The organism is Seonamhaeicola aphaedonensis (genome assembly GCF_003386195.1).
Taxonomy (GTDB): domain Bacteria; phylum Bacteroidota; class Bacteroidia; order Flavobacteriales; family Flavobacteriaceae; genus Seonamhaeicola; species Seonamhaeicola aphaedonensis.
The window spans coordinates 446,449-463,796 of the sequence record NZ_QRDX01000001.1 but is presented as its reverse complement, the minus strand read 5'-3'; the positions used below and the strand labels follow the sequence as shown (position 1 = coordinate 463,796).

Below are 17,348 nucleotides of genomic sequence, written 5' to 3'. Positions count from 1 at the left end.
ATAAATGTAACAATATCTTAAATTAAGTCTCATAGTTCTGTTTTTCTTAGTATATGGTTTACTAAATTAAAACTTCTTATTATGGATTTTTCCTTTCAATCCAGAATAGAGTATTTATAACAGAAAACATAAGCCTGTTAGAAAATAAGATAGAAACTTTTGATGTAAAGATACCTTCTAGTAAAAGAAATAAGATAGACAATTTTAAGGTGTTTATGGATTATTTTATTGTATAACTTATTGCTGATTCAATTCTCTATTAAGATGATCTAAGTATAAAATACCATTTAAATGGTCTATTTCATGTTGAAATATTACTGCTGTAAATCCTTCAATAGTTTCTGTTTTATGTATGGCATCTTGCGTATCATATTCAATTTTAATGGTGTATGATCTTGAGTTTAAGGTATCTGTTCTATTGGGTATTGATAAGCATCCTTCCCTAACCGTTTGCTTCTTTTCTGAGTATTCTATAATTTTTGGATTTAGATACACTTCAAATGGAAGGCTTTCTTTATCAAAGCGCTGTACCCAAATAATATTTTTTAAAACACCCACTTGAGGCGCTGCAATACCAACTCCTAAAGATAAACTATCTCTTACGGTAGCATATAAACGTTTAATAAATTTCTGTTGAAGTTTATTGTGAGGGTTTGGTTTTATATAACTACTTCTAGTTCGTAAGATTAGTGAATCCTTTTTGTTTGTGATTTTATAAACCCGCATAGGCTTATCATTATCAGCATTAGAAATTAATTCGACTTCAGATTTTGAAAAATTTCCTTTTGTAATATCCTTTGTGCTTGAGCATCCTACAACAAAAAATAACCCAAAAGCTATTATAATATTTGTTTTCATCTTGGTGAGATTATTAAAAGATTCTTAGGTTTACCATTCATTGATACGGTTAGAATCTAATTTAATAAAGATAAAAATTAATATGGTAAATGCCCATAAACCAGATCCACCATAACTAAACATAGGCAGCGGGATACCAATGGTAGGGATTAATCCCATTACCATACCAATATTGATAAGAAAGTGAATAAAAATGATGGATGCTACGCCATACCCATAAACTCTACTGAATTGTGACTTTTGTAATTCAGCTAAGTGTAATATTCGTAGCAATAATAAAACGAATAGAATTACAACAAACGATGCTCCAATAAAGCCCCATTCCTCGCCAACCGTACTGAAAATATAATCGGTATGTTGTTCAGGAACAAATTTACCAGTGGTTCTAGTGCCTTCCATAAATCCTTTACCGCCAAAACCACCTGAGCTAATAGCCTTTTCAGATTCGTTTAGATTATAGGCAAAGGTTTTTTTCATAGCTTCTAGTTTGTCTGGATCTTTTTCTAATCGTAACCATAGACTAATTCTATCTTGTTGATGTTCTTGAAGAATATGTTCATAGAAAAAATTAACTCCAAAACATAATCCTGAAGTAATAAAAATAATAAATAATGTTTGTAACAAGGGGTGCTTCTTTTTATTTATCAAGTATAAAGTTATGCTAATGATAGCTGCTAATATGGCTATTAAAGGAGCACCGAATTTTAATGCAGAAATGGAAATTAACACCACAAAAAGTGCTAGATATAAGTAGATTTTAGGTAATCCTTCTCTATATAAAACGAAAAAGAAAGCGCCATAAACTATAGTGCTTCCTGTGTCATTTTGAAGTAGCACTAAAAGTGCCGGAATGATAATAATAATAAAGGTTTTTATTTGGTCCTTTAGGTTGTTAATGTTAGTATTTAAATCGCTAATATGTTTAGCAACTGCTAGTGCCGTGGCCGCCTTTGCAAATTCGCTAGGTTGCAATGTCATGCCTCCAAAGGCATACCAAGAGGTGGCACCATTTACATTTTTACCAAATGCAAAAAGTCCAACTAAGGAGAGCATAGAAACAATGTAAATAATACTGGAAAATCGTTCGTAGAATTTAGCATCAATAGCTAGGAGTAAAATGATTAATGCAAATGTTAGAAAAATAAAAATGGTTTGTTTTCCATAGGGTTGAGAGAGGTCAAAATAACTGATAGTATCGCTAGTGTGGGAGGCTGATATAATATTTAACCAACCAAACCCTACCAGTAGAAAAAATAAAACTATGGTTATCCAATCAAATTTAAAATATCGCGTTCTATCAGTGTTCATTTAATAGTCTATTTGCTTTCTTAGAGCATCATATTCTTCAACTGTCATCATTCTAGACTTGGCGTTTATTTCAAAAGGCTCCCCAAGGAAAGGTTTATGATATTCATGTTCTAATGTATAGGTTAGAACCCAATTTTCAAGATCTTTTCTTGTTATAGTTCTGTTAATGTATTTTTCAATCATCAAGGTTGCAATTCTACCTGCAAACCTAGCGCCGTAATAACCATTTTCGACTAATATTGCTAGAGCAATTTTTGGATTGTCTTTTGGGGCAAATGCTACGAAAATGGAATGGTCTGTCAATTGCTTTCTTTCGCCATCAATTTTGGTGAAATTTTCGGCTGTACCTGTTTTTCCACAGATTTCAATACCCGGAGCATTTAAAAACCATGCGGTACCATTGGGTCCATAAACATCATGCAATCCTTCAATTACCGGGTCAAAGTACTTTCTGTCTATAGTTGTTTGGTGTTTTGTAGTGTATTGAAATGGAATAGTGTCATTTTCAATTTCTTTAATGATGTGTGGGGTGTAATAATAACCTCTATTAGCAATTGCGGCCATCATATTAGCCAGCTGAATAGGTGTTACCAATACTTCTCCTTGACCAATAGAATTGGAAATAATAGTTGTTGCGCCCCATCTAAAATCAGGATACCAATTATCATAATATGAACCATCAGGAATGTTACCTTTTTTACCAATGGATAAATCATATCCTAAATAATTACCTAGACCAAAACTTTTAATGTGCTCACTCCATTTATTCATGCCTATAGTAGCATTATCATATTTATCAATAGTTTTTCTAAAGGCATTGGCAAAATAAGAATTGCACGATTTGGAAATGCCATTGTTAAGAACTCTAGTTCCACCACCACAATGACAGCCCATAGGCCTACTACCACCATAATAATAGGCTCCAGAACATCTAATTGAGGTTCTTTCATCAATAGCTCCTTCTTGTAATGCAGTTAAAGCAATAAGCGTTTTAAACGGAGAACCAGGTTCATGCATTCTTAAAAGTCCTTTGTCAATTAAGGGAAGGTGTATAGAGTCGTTATGAAGTTTCGTATAGTTTCTTGAACGTTTTCTGCCAACAAGTAGATTAGGGTTGTATGAGGGAGCCGAAATAAGACTTAGTATTTCACCTGTTTGAGGTTCAATAGCCACAATACCACCTACTTTGTTTTTCATTAAAAATTCACCGTATTCTTGAAGTTCTGCATCTATAGTAATGGTAATATCTTTACCTGGAATAGGTAAAGTATCATATTTTCCATCTTTGTATGATCCTATATTTCTGTTAAACCGATCTCTCTGATAACGTTTCACTCCTTTAACACCACGTAGTTCTTTTTCGTAAGATTTCTCTATGCCCTGTTTCCCAATAATATCGCCGCTAAGGTAATAGCCGTCTTTTTTTATTTCATTTTGATTAACTTCGGCTATATAACCCAATACATTGGCACCCACTTCTCTTTGATAGTGGCGCAGTGAGCGTTTTTGAATATAGAACCCTTTAAATTTTCGCATTTTTTCTTGAAGAGCTGCATAATCTTTTTTTGATAAATGAGAAATAAAAACCGATGATAATCTAGGGGAATAACGTCTGGCTCTATCATAATTTTTAATGAATTGCTCCTTAGTTATTTTTAACAGGTTACAAAACTCAATAGTATCTAATGGTTCAACTTCTCTTGGGGTAACCATGACATCATATGATGGTTGGTTAGAGACTAATAATAAACCATTTCTATCATAAACAAACCCTCTTTTTGGATAATCGTAAACAGCTCTAATGGCATTGTCTTCATAAAGATTATGACCTTCAGATGAATAAATCTGAAGGTAAAATAATCTTGAAATGAACAAAATCCCAACAAGAATTACAGAACCAAAAAGTAAAAATTGTCTCATTTAGTATTTTTGCTGAAGATAACAGATATGATTATACTTAATAAAATAGTAAATATACTAGAGAATAACGTTTTTTGAAGGATGAAAATTATTTTGGAAATGCTAAAAATTTCAAGTGAAAATAAAATAAGGTGGTGTGCTAAAACCAAAAGTGTTATGTAAACAATTTTAGGGCCAAGATCAATTCCAGAAAACCTAATAGTTTGATGCTCATACATTGTTCCGAAAGATGATTTTAAAAGAACAGGCCTTATGTAAGCTATAAAAACACTTGCCGCTGCATGAATGCCTCCAGAGTCTAAAAATATATCAATTGATAATCCGAGAAAAAAACTAATTAATATAAGTGTGGTTCTGTTGTCTTTAACAGGAAAAAATGCAATAAAAAGTATATAGATGTAGGGGTTGATATATCCATAAAAATTTATATGATTAAAAATAACAACCTGGACCAAAACCAATGCTATAAACCGAATTATATTTCCTGTAATAGCACTATTCATTTAATAAGTTTTCAATTTCTTCCTTATGAATATTTTCGATTATATAAACATGTTCTAGGTTGGTCATGTCATTGAAAAGTTTTACGTTTATTTCATAAAAATTTTCAGCAACATCATTTTTAAAATCCTGTATAGCTCCTATAGGGATGCCTTTTGGAAAAATAGATGATTGTCCAGAAGTAACAATGGTATCACCTATATTTATTCTGGCATTTATTGGTACATCTATTAACTGAACTAATTGAGGGTTTTCGCCATTCCACCTTAAAGAACCATAATGAGCTGTTTTCTTTAACCCAGCGCTAATACTACTATTTGTGGTGTTTAAAATTGAAATGACCGTTGAAAATCTTGAGCTAGATTTATCCACAATACCTACTATCCCTTTGGTAGTAATAACTCCAAAATCTTGTCTTATACTATTGTTTTGTCCTTTATTTATTAAAAGGATATTATCCGTAGCAGAATAACTGTTTTTGATAACTTGAGCTGTAGAAAACCTGTAAGATTTATTTTGAGAGATAGAATCAAAATAAGTAGAATCATCGTCAATTTCGCTATTGAAAAGAAGCTCTCGTAATCGGTTATTTTCTTCTGAAAGCAACTGGTTTTGAGATTTCAAATTGAAATACTCACTAATATTGTTTACTGAGTTATAGACCCCTCCGCTAACAAAGTTAGCAGAATTAATAAATTTGCTTTTGTGGTAAGAATGTGATTGAATGGTAAAAACAATAGCAATAAAAAACAGCAACAAGAACAACAGGAAATTTTTGTTCCTAATTATAAAATTTATAATCTGCTGCATGCTTTAAACTCCTATTTTATCAATACACTTTTGTATTTGGATAAATTTTTAAGTGTGATACCCGTGCCTCTAACAACGGCACGTAAAGGATCTTCAGCAATATAAACAGGAAGGTCTGTTTTTTGAGATAAGCGTTTGTCTAAACCACGTAACATAGAACCACCACCAGCTAAATAAATACCAGTATTATAAATATCAGCCGCTAATTCTGGAGGTGTTTGTGATAGCGTCTCCATAACGGCATCCTCAATTCGTAGAATAGACTTGTCTAAAGCTTTAGCTATTTCTCTATAAGAAATGGATACTTGTTTTGGTTTACCTGTTAACAAATCACGTCCTTGAACACTCATATCTTCTGGAGGGAGTTCTAAATCTTCAGTGGCTGCACCAATTTGGATTTTTATCTTTTCGGCAGTTCGCTCACCAACATATAGGTTATGTTGGGTACGCATGTAATACACAATATCGTTTGTAAACACGTCACCGGCAATTTTAACAGATTTATCACATACAATACCACCAAGTGCAATAACTGCAATTTCGGTAGTTCCTCCACCTATATCAACCACCATATTGCCTTTTGGCTGCATAATATCAACACCAATACCAATAGCCGCAGCCATAGGCTCATGAATAAGGTAAACCTCTTTTCCGTTAACACGCTCGGCACTTTCTTTTACGGCGCGCATCTCAACTTCAGTAATCCCTGAGGGAATACAAATTACCATTCTAAGAGCTGGGGTAAAAAACTTCTTTTTCAAAGCAGGTATGTTTTTAATAAACATACTAATCATTTGTTCCGAAGCATCAAAATCTGCAATAACCCCATCTTTTAACGGGCGAATGGTTTTTATGTTTTCATGGGTTTTTCCTTGCATTAAATTTGCCTCCTGGCCTACGGCAATTATTTTACCAGAAATTCTATCTCTTGCTACAATTGATGGCGCATCTACAACAACTTTGTCGTTGTGAATAATAAGTGTGTTTGCTGTCCCTAAATCTATTGCTATTTCTTCAGTTAGGAAGTCAAAAAAGCCCATGTATTTTTAGTGGTTTAATTGGGTTAGTATACGAAATCTTGTAAATGTAATAAAAGTTGGTAAAAATATACACTTAGACACACTTAAAATACTCATAATTTTAAGCATATGATTGTTATACGTCTTTTATCGGTTTTTAGACTTTGGAGTGACTCTTTTTTAGTGTTTAAAATGGCGTGTTCCTGTCATGACCATAGCCACGTCATTTTCGTTACAGTAATCAATACTTAATTGGTCTTTTATAGATCCACCAGGTTGAATCACAGACGTTACTCCAGCGTTTTTAGCAATCTCAACACAATCTGGGAATGGGAAAAAGGCATCACTTGCCATAGCAGCTCCATTTAAATCAAAATTAAATGAATTAGCTTTATGAATGGCTTGTTGAAGGGCATCTACACGACTTGTTTGCCCTGTTCCGCTAGCGCATAATTGTTTGTTCTTTACTAAAACAATGGTGTTAGACTTGGTATGCTTGCAAATTTTAGAAGCGAATAATAAGTCTTCAATTTGTTCTGATGTTGGAGTTAAATTAGTTACGGTTTTTAAGTCTTCGGCTTTGTCAGTAATGTTATTTCTTTCTTGAAGTAATACTCCGTTTAAACAAGTTCTTACGTTCATAGGCGGCATATCCACATCATGAATTTCCAATAAAATTCTATTCTTTTTACCTTCTAGTAAGTTCAAGGCATCAGCAGCAAAAGAAGGAGCAATAACTACCTCACAGAATAACTTGTGAATTTCTTCTGCTGTTTCTAAATCAATTTCCTTATTGCTAATCAAAACACCTCCAAAAGCCGATACGGGATCTCCTGCCAAGGCATCCACATAAGCTTGTTTAATAGTATTGCGCTGTGCTAAACCGCATGCGTTGTTATGTTTTAAAATAGCAAAAGTTGGGGCGTCATTTTTAAACTCTAGCATTAAATTAACGGCTGCATCAACATCTAACAAGTTGTTGTAACTTAATTCTTTTCCGTTGAGTTTTGTAAATAATTCATCAAAGTCTCCAAAGAAAAAGCCTTTTTGGTGTGGGTTTTCACCGTAACGCAATACTTTTCCTTTTGTTTCACTAACTTTTAAAGCGACAACTTCATGAGTGGTATTAAAATAGTTGAAGATAGCTGAATCATAATGCGATGATACATTAAAAGCTTTGGTTGCAAAACGTTTTCTGTCTGCTTCAGAAAGTGTTCCGTTTTTCTCTGTAATTAAGTCTAAAAATTCAGCATAATCATCAACTGATGCAACGCATACCACATCGGCATAATTTTTTGCGGCGGCTCTAATTAACGAAATACCACCAATATCAATTTTTTCAATAATATCTTGGTTGCTCGCACCAGAGGCAACAGTTTTTTCAAACGGATATAAATCAACAATAACTACATCAATCTGAGGAATTTCATATTCAGCTAATTCAGCAATATCAGAATCGTTATTTTGCCTATTTAGAATACCACCAAAAACTTTAGGGTGTAATGTCTTTACACGTCCACCAAGAATTGATGGATAAGACGTAACGTCTTCAACTGGAACAACCTCAATGCCTAAATCGTTTATAAACTTTTCTGTTCCACCAGTAGAGTAGATGGTTACGCCTTGCTCATTTAGTTTTTTTACAATAGGTTCTAAACCGTTTTTACTGAATACCGAAATTAGGGCAGATTTGATTGTTTTTTTGTTGCTCATTCCTGTTTGATTTTGAATACCCACGCTTTTGAAAATGAGTATTTAAGGTTATTGTTTTGTTAAAAATTGATGTGTTTTGTAATAAAGTGCAAAAGTAGTTATTTAAAGCAAAAAACGGATTTGAATGATAGAAAAAAATGGTGTTTTTTTTAACTAAAAAAAAGAGTTGTTAACTAAGGAACTCAAATTCTAAATGTTGTAATGTTTAGTTTTGGAAAGAAATCTTAAACAGTACTTTGAATTTTATTGAAGTATTTCAGAAACTTTTTGAGTAACAAACTCTAAAAAACGTTCGTCAGCTTCGGTAAAAGGATCTGGAGTGTTGGAGTCTATATCTATCTGTCCAATATTTTTACCATTCACAAAAATTGGGATGACAATTTCGGCTTTTACGGTCATGCTACAAGCAATGTAGTTATCTTGAACAGACACATCTGGCACTACAAAATTCTGGTTGCTAACAGCCACTTGTCCGCAAATGCCTTTCCCAAAAGGGATTATTGTGTGATCTGTTGGGGTACCAACGTAAGGTCCCAATTTTAGTTCTTCTTTGTTTCTATTTCTAAAATAAAAACCAACCCAATTATAGTAGTGAATATGTTTTTCTAGAAGCTGACAAATTTCAAAAAGGCGTTCATCAACAGAGCTTTTTTTAGAAGTAATAGCTTCAACTTGCGGTTTCAATTGTTCAAAAATCATATCAAAAACTAAAATTATTATTCAAAAGTATTTATAAAAGGTGTAATTTCGAAATTGTGACTTACATTATATTTTTTGAAAACACTTCTTTTAAAATATAAGGCGGTAATAAAATTTATTCTAACATTTTCTATAGTTTACGGATTGTTAACAATAGCTTATAAATTTTATCTGCAATTTTCGACTGGAACGGCATTTTATCCTGATTATTTTACCAATTTGGTAGCCAGACAAACCGAAATTCTTTTAAACAAATTAGACTATAAAACTGTGATAATTCCTCACACTAACGAACCTTCAATTAAAGTAATTGTGAATGATAAATATTTAGCTAGAGTTGTTGAAGGCTGTAATTCTTTGAGTGTTATAATACTGTTTGTATCATTTATTATTGCTTTTTCAGGAAAATTAAAGACGGCTATTTTATATGCCTTTTCTGGTGCAGTATTTATCTATGTTATCAACTTACTTAGAATAGTGCTTTTAAGTATTGGTTTATATCATTACCCTAAAAAAGAGTATATTTTACATACGGTGATTTTTCCAGCAATTATTTATGGCATCGTTTTTTTGCTTTGGCTAATTTGGGTCAATCGGTTTTCTAATGTAAAACGTAAACATGAATAAATTAATAAAATATTTATTGCTTTTTGTTTTGTTCGGAATGCTTATTCTCATAAGGGCTTTTGAAAATGAACTGTTCTATGATCCTTATTTGGTGTTCTTTAAGAACGACTATCTTTACATTGATAGCCCCAGACGTGAAGTGGCTAAATTGGTCTTTTTTACAACATTAAGATACATCTTAAATACCATTATTTCATTAGCAATATTATTTATATTCTTTAAAAGCAAGAGCGCTATTAAGTTTTCTTTACTGGTGTATGCTTTGGCTTATATTGTGTTAATGCTTGCTTATTTGTATTTTGTGATTAATCCTAGACAAGAAGATTATTATTTGTTTTTTAATGTTAGAAGATTTTTAATTCAACCCATATTTTTACTTCTTTTAATTCCTGCTTTTTATTATCAAAAACTAAAGAGTAGATGATAAGAATGTTAATCATTTTATAAAAGGAAAGTGAAAAACTGTAGGTTTTGTAACTTTGTATTGTGATTAAAGAGATATTACATAAAAGTTTTTCGGTGTTCTTGGCATCTTTGGTGTTGTTTTCAACACTTTCTTTTACTATTGAAAAACATTTCTGCGGAGATGTTTTGGTAGATGTTGCGGTCTTTACCGAAGTTGAAAAATGTGATATGGAAACTGAAGAAAAGGCTTTAGCTGAAATAACAAAAAAGCCTTGTTGTAAAGATGAAATAGATGTTGTTAAAGGTCAGGACGAACTCTTAAAATCTTTTAATGATTTTAATATAAAACAACAACAATTTATTACTTCTATTTTTTATTCGTATATCAACCTTTTTGAAGGGATACCTAAAAAAATAGTGCCCTGTAGAGGTTATTCTCCGCCTATTTTGGTCAGGGATATTCTTGTTTTAGACCAAGTTTTCTTGATTTGATTTATAAACTTTTTCCATTTTGAAATACCTCACTGAACACAGTTGAAGTGTTGTTTCAGAATATAGAACTTAATGACTTCCTTTTAATATGGGATGGCTAAAGATTATTTATCAAATTTAATTTACAATGAAAAAAACATATACAGTTACAGGTATGACCTGTAATGGATGCAAAGTATCTGTAGAAGAAGCTTTAAACAAGCTTGCTGAAGTATCTAGTGCTACTGCATATTTAGAGACCTCTAGAGTCTCTATTGAAATGAAAAAGCACCTTTCAATAGAAAAATTACAAAAAGCACTTTCAACTAAATATACCATTTCTGAAACCAAAGAAGAAGCTGAGAAAAAATCAGAATTACAACAACTATTTCCGCTGTTTTTAATATTCGGATATATCATTGTAACAAGTGTGCTTTTAAACTATAAATTATGGCATACAGATAGCTTTATGCTAGACTTTATGGGGCTTTTTTATATTGTTTTTAGCTTTTTTAAGCTACTAGATCTAAAAGGCTTTCCTCAGTCATTTAGAATGTATGATCCCTTGGCAAAAGTAATGCCCATTTACAGTTGGCTATATCCGTTTATAGAGGTGGCTCTAGGAATCATGTTTTTAATGCGAATAGAAATTCAATGGGCTTTAATAATTACGCTGGTTATTTTAGGAATTACTACTATTGGCGTAACAAAAACCTTATTGAATAAAAATGCCATACAATGTGCTTGTTTAGGCACTGCTTTAAAGTTGCCCATGACCAAAGCCACTTTTATTGAAAATAGTATCATGATTGTTATGGCGCTTATCATGCTAATTAAAAATTAACTAAAAATATTTGTCATTGAGAAAGACAAAATGACGTGGTAATCTAGAAATTGTCATGATTTATTTAAAATCTCAAATGATGCTAAGAATTGAATGAAGAAAATAATATATATACTATTCATACTTCCAGTTTTAGTCTTATCACAAGAAAGTATAAGCGGAATCATTTTGGAAGCAAATGAAAAGAACGAAAGACTTGCTTTAGTTGGAGCGAATGTATATTGGCTTAATACCGATATAGGAACTGTAACCGATGTTGATGGTAGGTTTGCTTTAAGTTATTCTAAGCAGTATACTAAATTGGTTATTAGTTATGTGGGGTTTAAAACAGATACCATTACCATAACTAAACAAAAAACCATTGAGCATTGGCTGCAACCAACCGATAATTTAGATGAAATTACCGTGACCACAAGAAAGCTGGCTACCAGAAAATCATATTTACAAGCTCAGAATGTGTTAACGGTGAGTAGTGATGAGTTATTAAAAGCTGCTTGTTGTAATCTGTCTGAAAGTTTTGAAACCAATCCATCTATTGATGTTAATTTTGCAGATGCTGTTACGGGAACAAGACAAATTAAAATGTTGGGGCTTACAAGCCCCTATATCTTAATCACAACTGAAAATATTCCGTCCATACGTGGTGCATCTCAAGCGTTTGGATTAAGTTTTATTCCAGGGACTTGGGTGGAAAGCATCCAAATCACCAAGGGAGCTGGAAGTGTTGTAAATGGCTTTGAAAGTATTGCAGGGCAAATCAATACGGAATTGGTTAAACCTGCTACAGATGATAAATTGTTTGTAAACGCTTATGCTGGTATTAACGGTAGGTACGAACTTAATACACATATTAACCAGAATATTTCTAATAAATGGAGTACAGGTTTGTATGTTCATGGTAACTTAAGAGATCAAAAATTTGATAGAAATAATGATTCTTTTCTTGACGTACCATTGAAGCAGCAAATCAATCTTATGAACCGTTTGCAGTATACCAATGGAGAGAAAGGTATTGTAAGTTTTATAAACCTAAGATATCTCAATGACAATACGCAAGCAGGACAATTAGATTTTGACCCTAGCAGGGATAGAGGCACAACTATTTTTTGGGGAAGTGAGATTGATACTGAACGTTTTGAGGTTGCAACTAAACTTGGTTATGTAAATCCTGATATTCCCTGGCGAAGTTTAGGTGTGCAAACAGCATTTAGTAGTCATAAACAAGAATCGTATTTTGGATTGAATACTTATGATATTACACATAATAGTTTGTATGCTAATGCTATTTATAATTCTATTATCAGTGATTCGCGTCATAAAATAAAAACGGGTGTTAGTTATACCTATGACCATTATGATGAGTTTGTCAATTCTAACGATTTTGTAAGAACCGAAACTTCGGTGGGTGGTTTTTTTGAGTATTCACATGATAATTTAGAGTTGTTTAATTTAACAGCTGGAATTAGGATAGATTATCATAATTTATTAGGAACTTTTATAACTCCAAGGGTGCATGTGCGTTATTCTCCTTGGCTAAAATCGGCCTTTAGAGCTTCTTTTGGAAGAGGAAAGCGAAGTGCCAATATTTTTGCTGAAAACCAGAAACTTTTTGCTACATCCCGAAATATTATTATTAATGATGTTGGAGGAAACATTTATGGTTTAGATCCTGAAATTGCTTGGAATTATGGCGTGTCTTATTTACAAGGTTTCAACCTCTTTGGAAAAAAAGCAGATATAACGTTAGATTATTATAAGACCGATTTTAAAAATCAGGTAGTGGTAGATTATGAAAATCCGCAAGAAGTAAGTTTTTATAATTTAGAAGGAAAAAGTTACGCCAATAGTTTTCAGGTTGAGTTTAATTACAATCCATTTGGAGGAATAGATTTGAGAGCAGCTTATAAGTATTATGAAGTTAAAACCGATTATAGATCGGGTAGGTTAACAAGACCGTTAACACCAAAACATCGATTTTTTGCTAATGTTGGTTATAAAACTAAATTAACTGAGCAGGGAAGTCAATGGAAATTTGATGCCACATTTAATTGGTTAGGGGAGCAGCGATTTTCATCAACAGCAACAAATCCTATGCAATATCAATTGCCTGATCAAACCCCAACAGTTTCAACTTTAAACACCCAATTGACTAAAGTGTTTTCGGCTAAATTTGAGATATACATAGGTGGTGAAAACATTACCAATGTAAGGCAGCCAAATCCAATTTTAGGAACAGATGATCCGTTTGGTTCAAATTTTGATACCACTTTTGTATATGGTCCTATTTTTGGGAGTATGTATTATGCTGGATTACGCTATAGAATTGAATAGAGTTCATTATTCCCGCAAAGGTGGGAATCTACATAAAATTAAATTAAGTAAAATTAGATTCCCGCTTTTGCAGGAATGTCAAAAAACAAATAACAGAGTATGAAAAAAATACTAATAATTGCTTTAATGCTAATAGGGAGTATAACGTTTGCTCAAAGCAAGAATACCAAAGCCACTACAGAAGTTGATGGAGTTTGTGAAATGTGTAAGGCTCGTATTGAAAAGGCTTGTTTAAATACCAAAGGTGTGAAATATGCCAAATGGGATGTAAAAACACATCAGCTAAGTTTAATCTTTGATGAACGTAAAACCAATTTAAAAACTGTTGAGGAAAATATATTGGCAGCAGGTCATGATGTTAAGGAAACTAAGGCTACAGACGAAGCCTATGCTAAGGTTCATCATTGTTGCAAATACCGTGATGAGGATGTTAAGAATGACCACACCGAAGAATAATTTAAACAATAGTCTGGGTTTAAACTCAGACTATTGTTTCATAAGGAATCTTATAATGTCGGCAGTTGATACTATGCCAACAATATTTTCATTTTCTACAATAGGTATAGCGTGGTAACGTCCTTTTGATAATTCTTCAGCTACTTCATTTAGCATAGTATCTGGTCCTATAGCATAAGGATTGGGTGTCATAATGTCTTTTACACATAATTCATTATAAATTGCATCATCATCATTTAGTCCGGCTCCTTTAATGTGGTACATAAAATCTATCAAACTAAGTATGCCAACTAATTTCTTGCCTTTAGTAACTGGTATGTGGTGATGAAACTTTTTCTTTTCGTAAATACATTTTACATCAATAATCTTTTGGTCTGGTGAAACACAAACCACATTTTTCGTCATTATTGAGGAGATGGGTACAGATTTCATAACTTCTAAATTTTAATTAACACCTAGCTGACTCTATTTCAAAAATAAGTTTCTAATCGCATATATGAACTGAGGAAAATCATTTTTAAAAATGATGTTAAACGATATATTGTATTGTAGAAAAAACTAATAGTTCAAGTTATGAAAACCAAAACATTAATAGAGTTAATTACGCTTTCTTCAAGTCTTTACATTTTAGCCCGAGATACTCATTTGCTTGATAAGTTTGGAGAGTGGACTGATGAAAAAGCAAAAAAAATGAACGGCATAGCTTCTGAAACTGTTTTGGATGGAGATGGAAATGAGTTACAATTACTGGATAAGATAAAACTAAAGGCAGAACAAGTTAAAGTCGAATTAGAAGCTAAGATTGAAGATGTGATATCTAATACTTATAAAAAAATAAAAATAGCACATCTTGATGATATTAAAGGCTTAAGGGAAAAGCTTGAAAAAGCAGATGCTAAAATTGCTTTGCTAGAAGCAAGACTAAATAAACTTGAAGCAAATACTTAACATGAGTTTATATTTAGATATTGGTAAAAAATATAAATCGGTAGCACGATATAATCAAATCCTAAAGGTTTTGGTCAAATATGGCTTTGAAGATTTGGTACAGTATTTAGAAGAAAAAAAACGCTTTGAATTCCTACGAAGACTCATACCCAAAGCCTCACGTGAAAATGCTTATAAATATACCAAATGGGAAAAAATGCGTTTGGTGTGTGAGGAGCTTGGTCCAACATTTGTAAAATTTGGTCAAATACTAAGTAATAGACCAGATTTAATTCCATTAAAACTAACTCTCGAGTTAGAGAAACTGCTTGATGATGTTCCTCCAATTCCAGAGGAGGTGGCAAAAAAAGTGGTAGAGGAAGAACTAAAAGATTCTATTGAAAATTTATTTGCTTGGTTTGAGCCTAAACCTTTTGCATCAGCCTCTATGGCACAGGTGCATAGGGTTACTCTCAAAAATGGCAAGCGCGTTGCATTAAAAATACAACGTCCTGGAATAAAAGAAGTTATTGAAGAAGATATTAAAGTAATGTATAGCATTGCAGAAGTACTTCAAAAACGTATACCGTCAATAAAAAGTTTTGATCCCAAAGGATTGGTTAGAAATTTTGAAGAAGCTATTATAAAGGAGCTCGATTTTATTAACGAGTCTATAAATGTGCAACGTTTTTATAATAATATCACAAGTGATACAAGCATAGATAATTTTGCAGTGGCTCCAAGGGTATATAGGGAGTATACTACTACCAAAGTGCTGGCTTTAGAATTTATGTCTGGTACTAAAATTGATAATTTTGATGAGCTAATCACTAAAAATATTGATGCGAAGGTAATTTCAAGACGCCTAACCAACAGTTATTTTAAACAAATTTTTAATTATGGTTTCTTTCATGCAGATCCGCATGCGGGGAACTTACTCGTAAAATCAAACGGACATATTTGCTTTTTAGATTTTGGTATGATGGGAAGCATACTACCAAGAGATATTGAGGTTTTTGGCAAGTTGTTCCTTGCTATTACTAGACGTGATGTTAAACGAATAATTAAAGCGTTGCAGGAGTTTTCAAACTATACAAATATTGAAGATATAAGGGCTCTTGAATTTGATATCAATGAGTTTGTAGAGAAGCATTATGTTAGATCTGTCCACAAAAATGAGATGAGTACTATACTCTTAGAGTTGAAAGATATTATTATAGCACATGGATTAAAAGTTCCAACGCATTTCTTCCTTTTTGCTAGATCATTAGTTACTATAGAAGGGGTAACTCATAAATTGGATCCAACTATAGACCAATATAATATTGCAAAACCTTTTTTACTAAAAGCTGTAGCTAAAAGTTTTAATCCGATACTATTTGGTGAAAAAGTAATTAATTCGCTTTATGAATTAGGTAATTATATAGAAGAGTTTCCAAGAGATTTAAAGAATGCCATTCGAAAAATAAATAGGGGAGAAGTAAAAGTAGATTTAACTCATAAAGGGATTGATCCTATGGTACATACAATACACAGGATTGCTAAACAAATTATTACTGCATTCATTATAGGAGCATTAATTGTTGGTGCATCACTATTTATAATTTCAGGTATAAAACCACTCTGGGGAGATATTTCTTTAATAGGTATTGTGTTTATTATATTAGCATTAGTATTAGCATACGGTATGATTAGAGATATTAAAAAAGGAGATCGTGATGAGTGGTGGTACATGAATGAATAATTTTTAAGTTCTAATAAACCTATTGTAATAAAGAAGGGTACTAAGCTTAAGCTTAGTACCCTTCTTTATTAAATTTAATGTTTTAAAACTCATGAAGGCTGCATAAAAGCTTTTTTAAAGTGCGTAAATGCTTCAGAGATTTCATCTTGAAAATGTTCCCATTTAGTCTCTTCTTTTTTGCCTCTATACTTGGTCTTTATTTTTTCAATAAAAACATTGAATTCATTTTTTCCTTTTTCAAAAGATGATTTAGCATTTGTTTTTTTTCTTTCAAATTTTTGTTCTAAGACTTCTAACTTAATCTTAAATTTTTCAATCTCAAGTAAAACAAAGGCGTAAATATCATTAAGTCGTTTATTAGTTTTAATTTGTACCTCAATTTCATGCAGTTTTGCTAACAAGGTTTTCTTTTGTTCTTTAAATGTATCTAGACCTTCTGTTTTACCTAATTCTAACTGAACCCTGAACTCATCAAATTTAGTATGGATATCTTTGGTTTTTTCTCTGCCAGCTTCAATTTTAATTTTAGCTTCGTTTAGAACATGATTAAACTTTTTCTTTACTTCCTCATATTTATCTTTTGCTTCAGCCTTTCCTAAAGCAGCTTGTACTTGAAGTTCTTCAATTTCAATGGCAGCTTTTCTAAGTGTTTCTACTACATTATCAATAAATCGATTATCTTCAATTGTTTTCATGATATTATAATTATGATTAT

General features: G+C 32.2%; 18 protein-coding genes. 8 read left to right on the top strand and 10 right to left on the bottom strand.

What is annotated here, in order from left to right:
- Positions 1–237: 237 nt before the first annotated feature.
- From def to DFQ02_RS01980, 8 genes are all read right to left on the bottom strand, one after another.
- On the bottom strand, positions 238–858 hold the full coding sequence (def, locus tag DFQ02_RS02015; protein ID WP_116039308.1) for a peptide deformylase: 621 nt from the start codon (positions 856–858) through the stop codon (positions 238–240).
- 30 nt (positions 859–888) lie between these two features.
- Positions 889–2,166, bottom strand: coding sequence for a rod shape-determining protein RodA (gene rodA, locus DFQ02_RS02010; protein WP_116039307.1), 1,278 nt, complete (start codon positions 2,164–2,166; stop codon positions 889–891).
- Positions 2,167–4,086, bottom strand: a complete 1,920-nt coding sequence (gene mrdA, locus DFQ02_RS02005; RefSeq protein ID WP_116039306.1) for a penicillin-binding protein 2 — start codon at positions 4,084–4,086, stop codon at positions 2,167–2,169. It abuts the gene before it with no gap.
- The gene (gene mreD / locus DFQ02_RS02000) at positions 4,083–4,589 is read right to left on the bottom strand and encodes a rod shape-determining protein MreD (RefSeq protein ID WP_116039305.1); all 507 of its coding nucleotides are present in this window, start codon (positions 4,587–4,589) and stop codon (positions 4,083–4,085) included. The genes mrdA and mreD overlap by 4 nt, the downstream gene beginning before the upstream one ends.
- Complete coding sequence (gene mreC / locus DFQ02_RS01995; protein ID WP_116039304.1) at positions 4,582–5,397, bottom strand: rod shape-determining protein MreC; 816 nt, start codon at positions 5,395–5,397, stop codon at positions 4,582–4,584. The genes mreD and mreC overlap by 8 nt, the downstream gene beginning before the upstream one ends.
- 11 nt (positions 5,398–5,408) lie before the next feature.
- Positions 5,409–6,437, bottom strand: a complete 1,029-nt coding sequence (locus DFQ02_RS01990; protein ID WP_116039303.1) for a rod shape-determining protein — start codon at positions 6,435–6,437, stop codon at positions 5,409–5,411.
- 159 nt (positions 6,438–6,596) lie between these two features.
- Complete coding sequence (purH, locus tag DFQ02_RS01985; protein WP_116039664.1) at positions 6,597–8,129, bottom strand: bifunctional phosphoribosylaminoimidazolecarboxamide formyltransferase/IMP cyclohydrolase; 1,533 nt, start codon at positions 8,127–8,129, stop codon at positions 6,597–6,599.
- A 243-nt stretch (positions 8,130–8,372) separates the two neighbouring features.
- On the bottom strand, positions 8,373–8,828 hold the full coding sequence (locus DFQ02_RS01980) for a GAF domain-containing protein (RefSeq protein ID WP_116039302.1): 456 nt from the start codon (positions 8,826–8,828) through the stop codon (positions 8,373–8,375).
- A 75-nt stretch (positions 8,829–8,903) separates the two neighbouring features.
- Between DFQ02_RS01980 and xrtF the strand changes: the two genes are divergently transcribed.
- From xrtF to DFQ02_RS01950, 6 genes are all read left to right on the top strand, one after another.
- Positions 8,904–9,455 carry an exosortase family protein XrtF gene (gene xrtF / locus DFQ02_RS01975; protein ID WP_116039301.1) on the top strand — a complete coding sequence of 184 codons (552 nt, stop codon included), beginning with the start codon at positions 8,904–8,906 and terminating at the stop codon, positions 9,453–9,455.
- Positions 9,448–9,879 (top strand): exosortase F system-associated membrane protein, encoded by a 432-nt coding sequence (locus tag DFQ02_RS01970; RefSeq protein ID WP_116039300.1) that lies wholly within the window; start codon positions 9,448–9,450, stop codon positions 9,877–9,879. The genes xrtF and DFQ02_RS01970 overlap by 8 nt, the downstream gene beginning before the upstream one ends.
- A gap of 62 nt (positions 9,880–9,941) precedes the next feature.
- Positions 9,942–10,352, top strand: coding sequence for an HYC_CC_PP family protein (locus DFQ02_RS01965; protein ID WP_116039299.1), 411 nt, complete (start codon positions 9,942–9,944; stop codon positions 10,350–10,352).
- A gap of 127 nt (positions 10,353–10,479) precedes the next feature.
- On the top strand, positions 10,480–11,175 hold the full coding sequence (locus DFQ02_RS01960) for a heavy-metal-associated domain-containing protein (protein WP_116039298.1): 696 nt from the start codon (positions 10,480–10,482) through the stop codon (positions 11,173–11,175).
- A gap of 93 nt (positions 11,176–11,268) precedes the next feature.
- The gene (locus DFQ02_RS01955; RefSeq protein ID WP_116039297.1) at positions 11,269–13,506 is read left to right on the top strand and encodes a TonB-dependent receptor; all 2,238 of its coding nucleotides are present in this window, start codon (positions 11,269–11,271) and stop codon (positions 13,504–13,506) included.
- A 99-nt stretch (positions 13,507–13,605) separates the two neighbouring features.
- Positions 13,606–13,962: a heavy-metal-associated domain-containing protein gene (locus DFQ02_RS01950; RefSeq protein WP_116039296.1), complete on the top strand. Its 357-nt coding sequence runs from the start codon at positions 13,606–13,608 to the stop codon at positions 13,960–13,962.
- A 30-nt stretch (positions 13,963–13,992) separates the two neighbouring features.
- On the opposite strand, the gene DFQ02_RS01945 is transcribed toward DFQ02_RS01950, so the two are convergent.
- Complete coding sequence (locus DFQ02_RS01945) at positions 13,993–14,394, bottom strand: CBS domain-containing protein (RefSeq protein ID WP_116039295.1); 402 nt, start codon at positions 14,392–14,394, stop codon at positions 13,993–13,995.
- Between the two features lie 141 nt (positions 14,395–14,535).
- On the opposite strand from DFQ02_RS01945, the gene DFQ02_RS01940 reads away from it, so the two are divergent.
- Together DFQ02_RS01940 and DFQ02_RS01935 are read left to right on the top strand one after the other, a co-directional pair.
- Positions 14,536–14,910: a hypothetical protein gene (locus DFQ02_RS01940; protein ID WP_116039294.1), complete on the top strand. Its 375-nt coding sequence runs from the start codon at positions 14,536–14,538 to the stop codon at positions 14,908–14,910.
- A 1-nt stretch (position 14,911) separates the two neighbouring features.
- Positions 14,912–16,633 carry an ABC1 kinase family protein gene (locus tag DFQ02_RS01935; RefSeq protein WP_147297721.1) on the top strand — a complete coding sequence of 574 codons (1,722 nt, stop codon included), beginning with the start codon at positions 14,912–14,914 and terminating at the stop codon, positions 16,631–16,633.
- Positions 16,634–16,722: 89 nt separating this feature from the next.
- On the opposite strand, the gene DFQ02_RS01930 is transcribed toward DFQ02_RS01935, so the two are convergent.
- Complete coding sequence (locus tag DFQ02_RS01930) at positions 16,723–17,328, bottom strand: hypothetical protein (RefSeq protein ID WP_116039292.1); 606 nt, start codon at positions 17,326–17,328, stop codon at positions 16,723–16,725.
- Positions 17,329–17,348 lie beyond the last annotated feature (20 nt).

Coding starts and splice junctions, on each gene's coding strand:
- DFQ02_RS01990 (WP_116039303.1), bottom strand. CDS start 6,437: ATGGGCTTTTTTGACTTCCTAACTGAAGAAATAGCAATAGATTTAGGG.
- DFQ02_RS01980 (WP_116039302.1), bottom strand. CDS start 8,828: ATGATTTTTGAACAATTGAAACCGCAAGTTGAAGCTATTACTTCTAAA.
- mreC (WP_116039304.1), bottom strand. CDS start 5,397: ATGCAGCAGATTATAAATTTTATAATTAGGAACAAAAATTTCCTGTTG.
- DFQ02_RS01955 (WP_116039297.1), top strand. CDS start 11,269: ATGAAGAAAATAATATATATACTATTCATACTTCCAGTTTTAGTCTTA.
- rodA (WP_116039307.1), bottom strand. CDS start 2,166: ATGAACACTGATAGAACGCGATATTTTAAATTTGATTGGATAACCATA.
- DFQ02_RS01960 (WP_116039298.1), top strand. CDS start 10,480: ATGAAAAAAACATATACAGTTACAGGTATGACCTGTAATGGATGCAAA.
- DFQ02_RS01940 (WP_116039294.1), top strand. CDS start 14,536: ATGAAAACCAAAACATTAATAGAGTTAATTACGCTTTCTTCAAGTCTT.
- mreD (WP_116039305.1), bottom strand. CDS start 4,589: ATGAATAGTGCTATTACAGGAAATATAATTCGGTTTATAGCATTGGTT.
- DFQ02_RS01935 (WP_147297721.1), top strand. CDS start 14,912: ATGAGTTTATATTTAGATATTGGTAAAAAATATAAATCGGTAGCACGA.
- def (WP_116039308.1), bottom strand. CDS start 858: ATGAAAACAAATATTATAATAGCTTTTGGGTTATTTTTTGTTGTAGGA.
- DFQ02_RS01945 (WP_116039295.1), bottom strand. CDS start 14,394: ATGAAATCTGTACCCATCTCCTCAATAATGACGAAAAATGTGGTTTGT.
- DFQ02_RS01950 (WP_116039296.1), top strand. CDS start 13,606: ATGAAAAAAATACTAATAATTGCTTTAATGCTAATAGGGAGTATAACG.
- DFQ02_RS01970 (WP_116039300.1), top strand. CDS start 9,448: ATGAATAAATTAATAAAATATTTATTGCTTTTTGTTTTGTTCGGAATG.
- mrdA (WP_116039306.1), bottom strand. CDS start 4,086: ATGAGACAATTTTTACTTTTTGGTTCTGTAATTCTTGTTGGGATTTTG.
- purH (WP_116039664.1), bottom strand. CDS start 8,129: ATGAGCAACAAAAAAACAATCAAATCTGCCCTAATTTCGGTATTCAGT.
- DFQ02_RS01930 (WP_116039292.1), bottom strand. CDS start 17,328: ATGAAAACAATTGAAGATAATCGATTTATTGATAATGTAGTAGAAACA.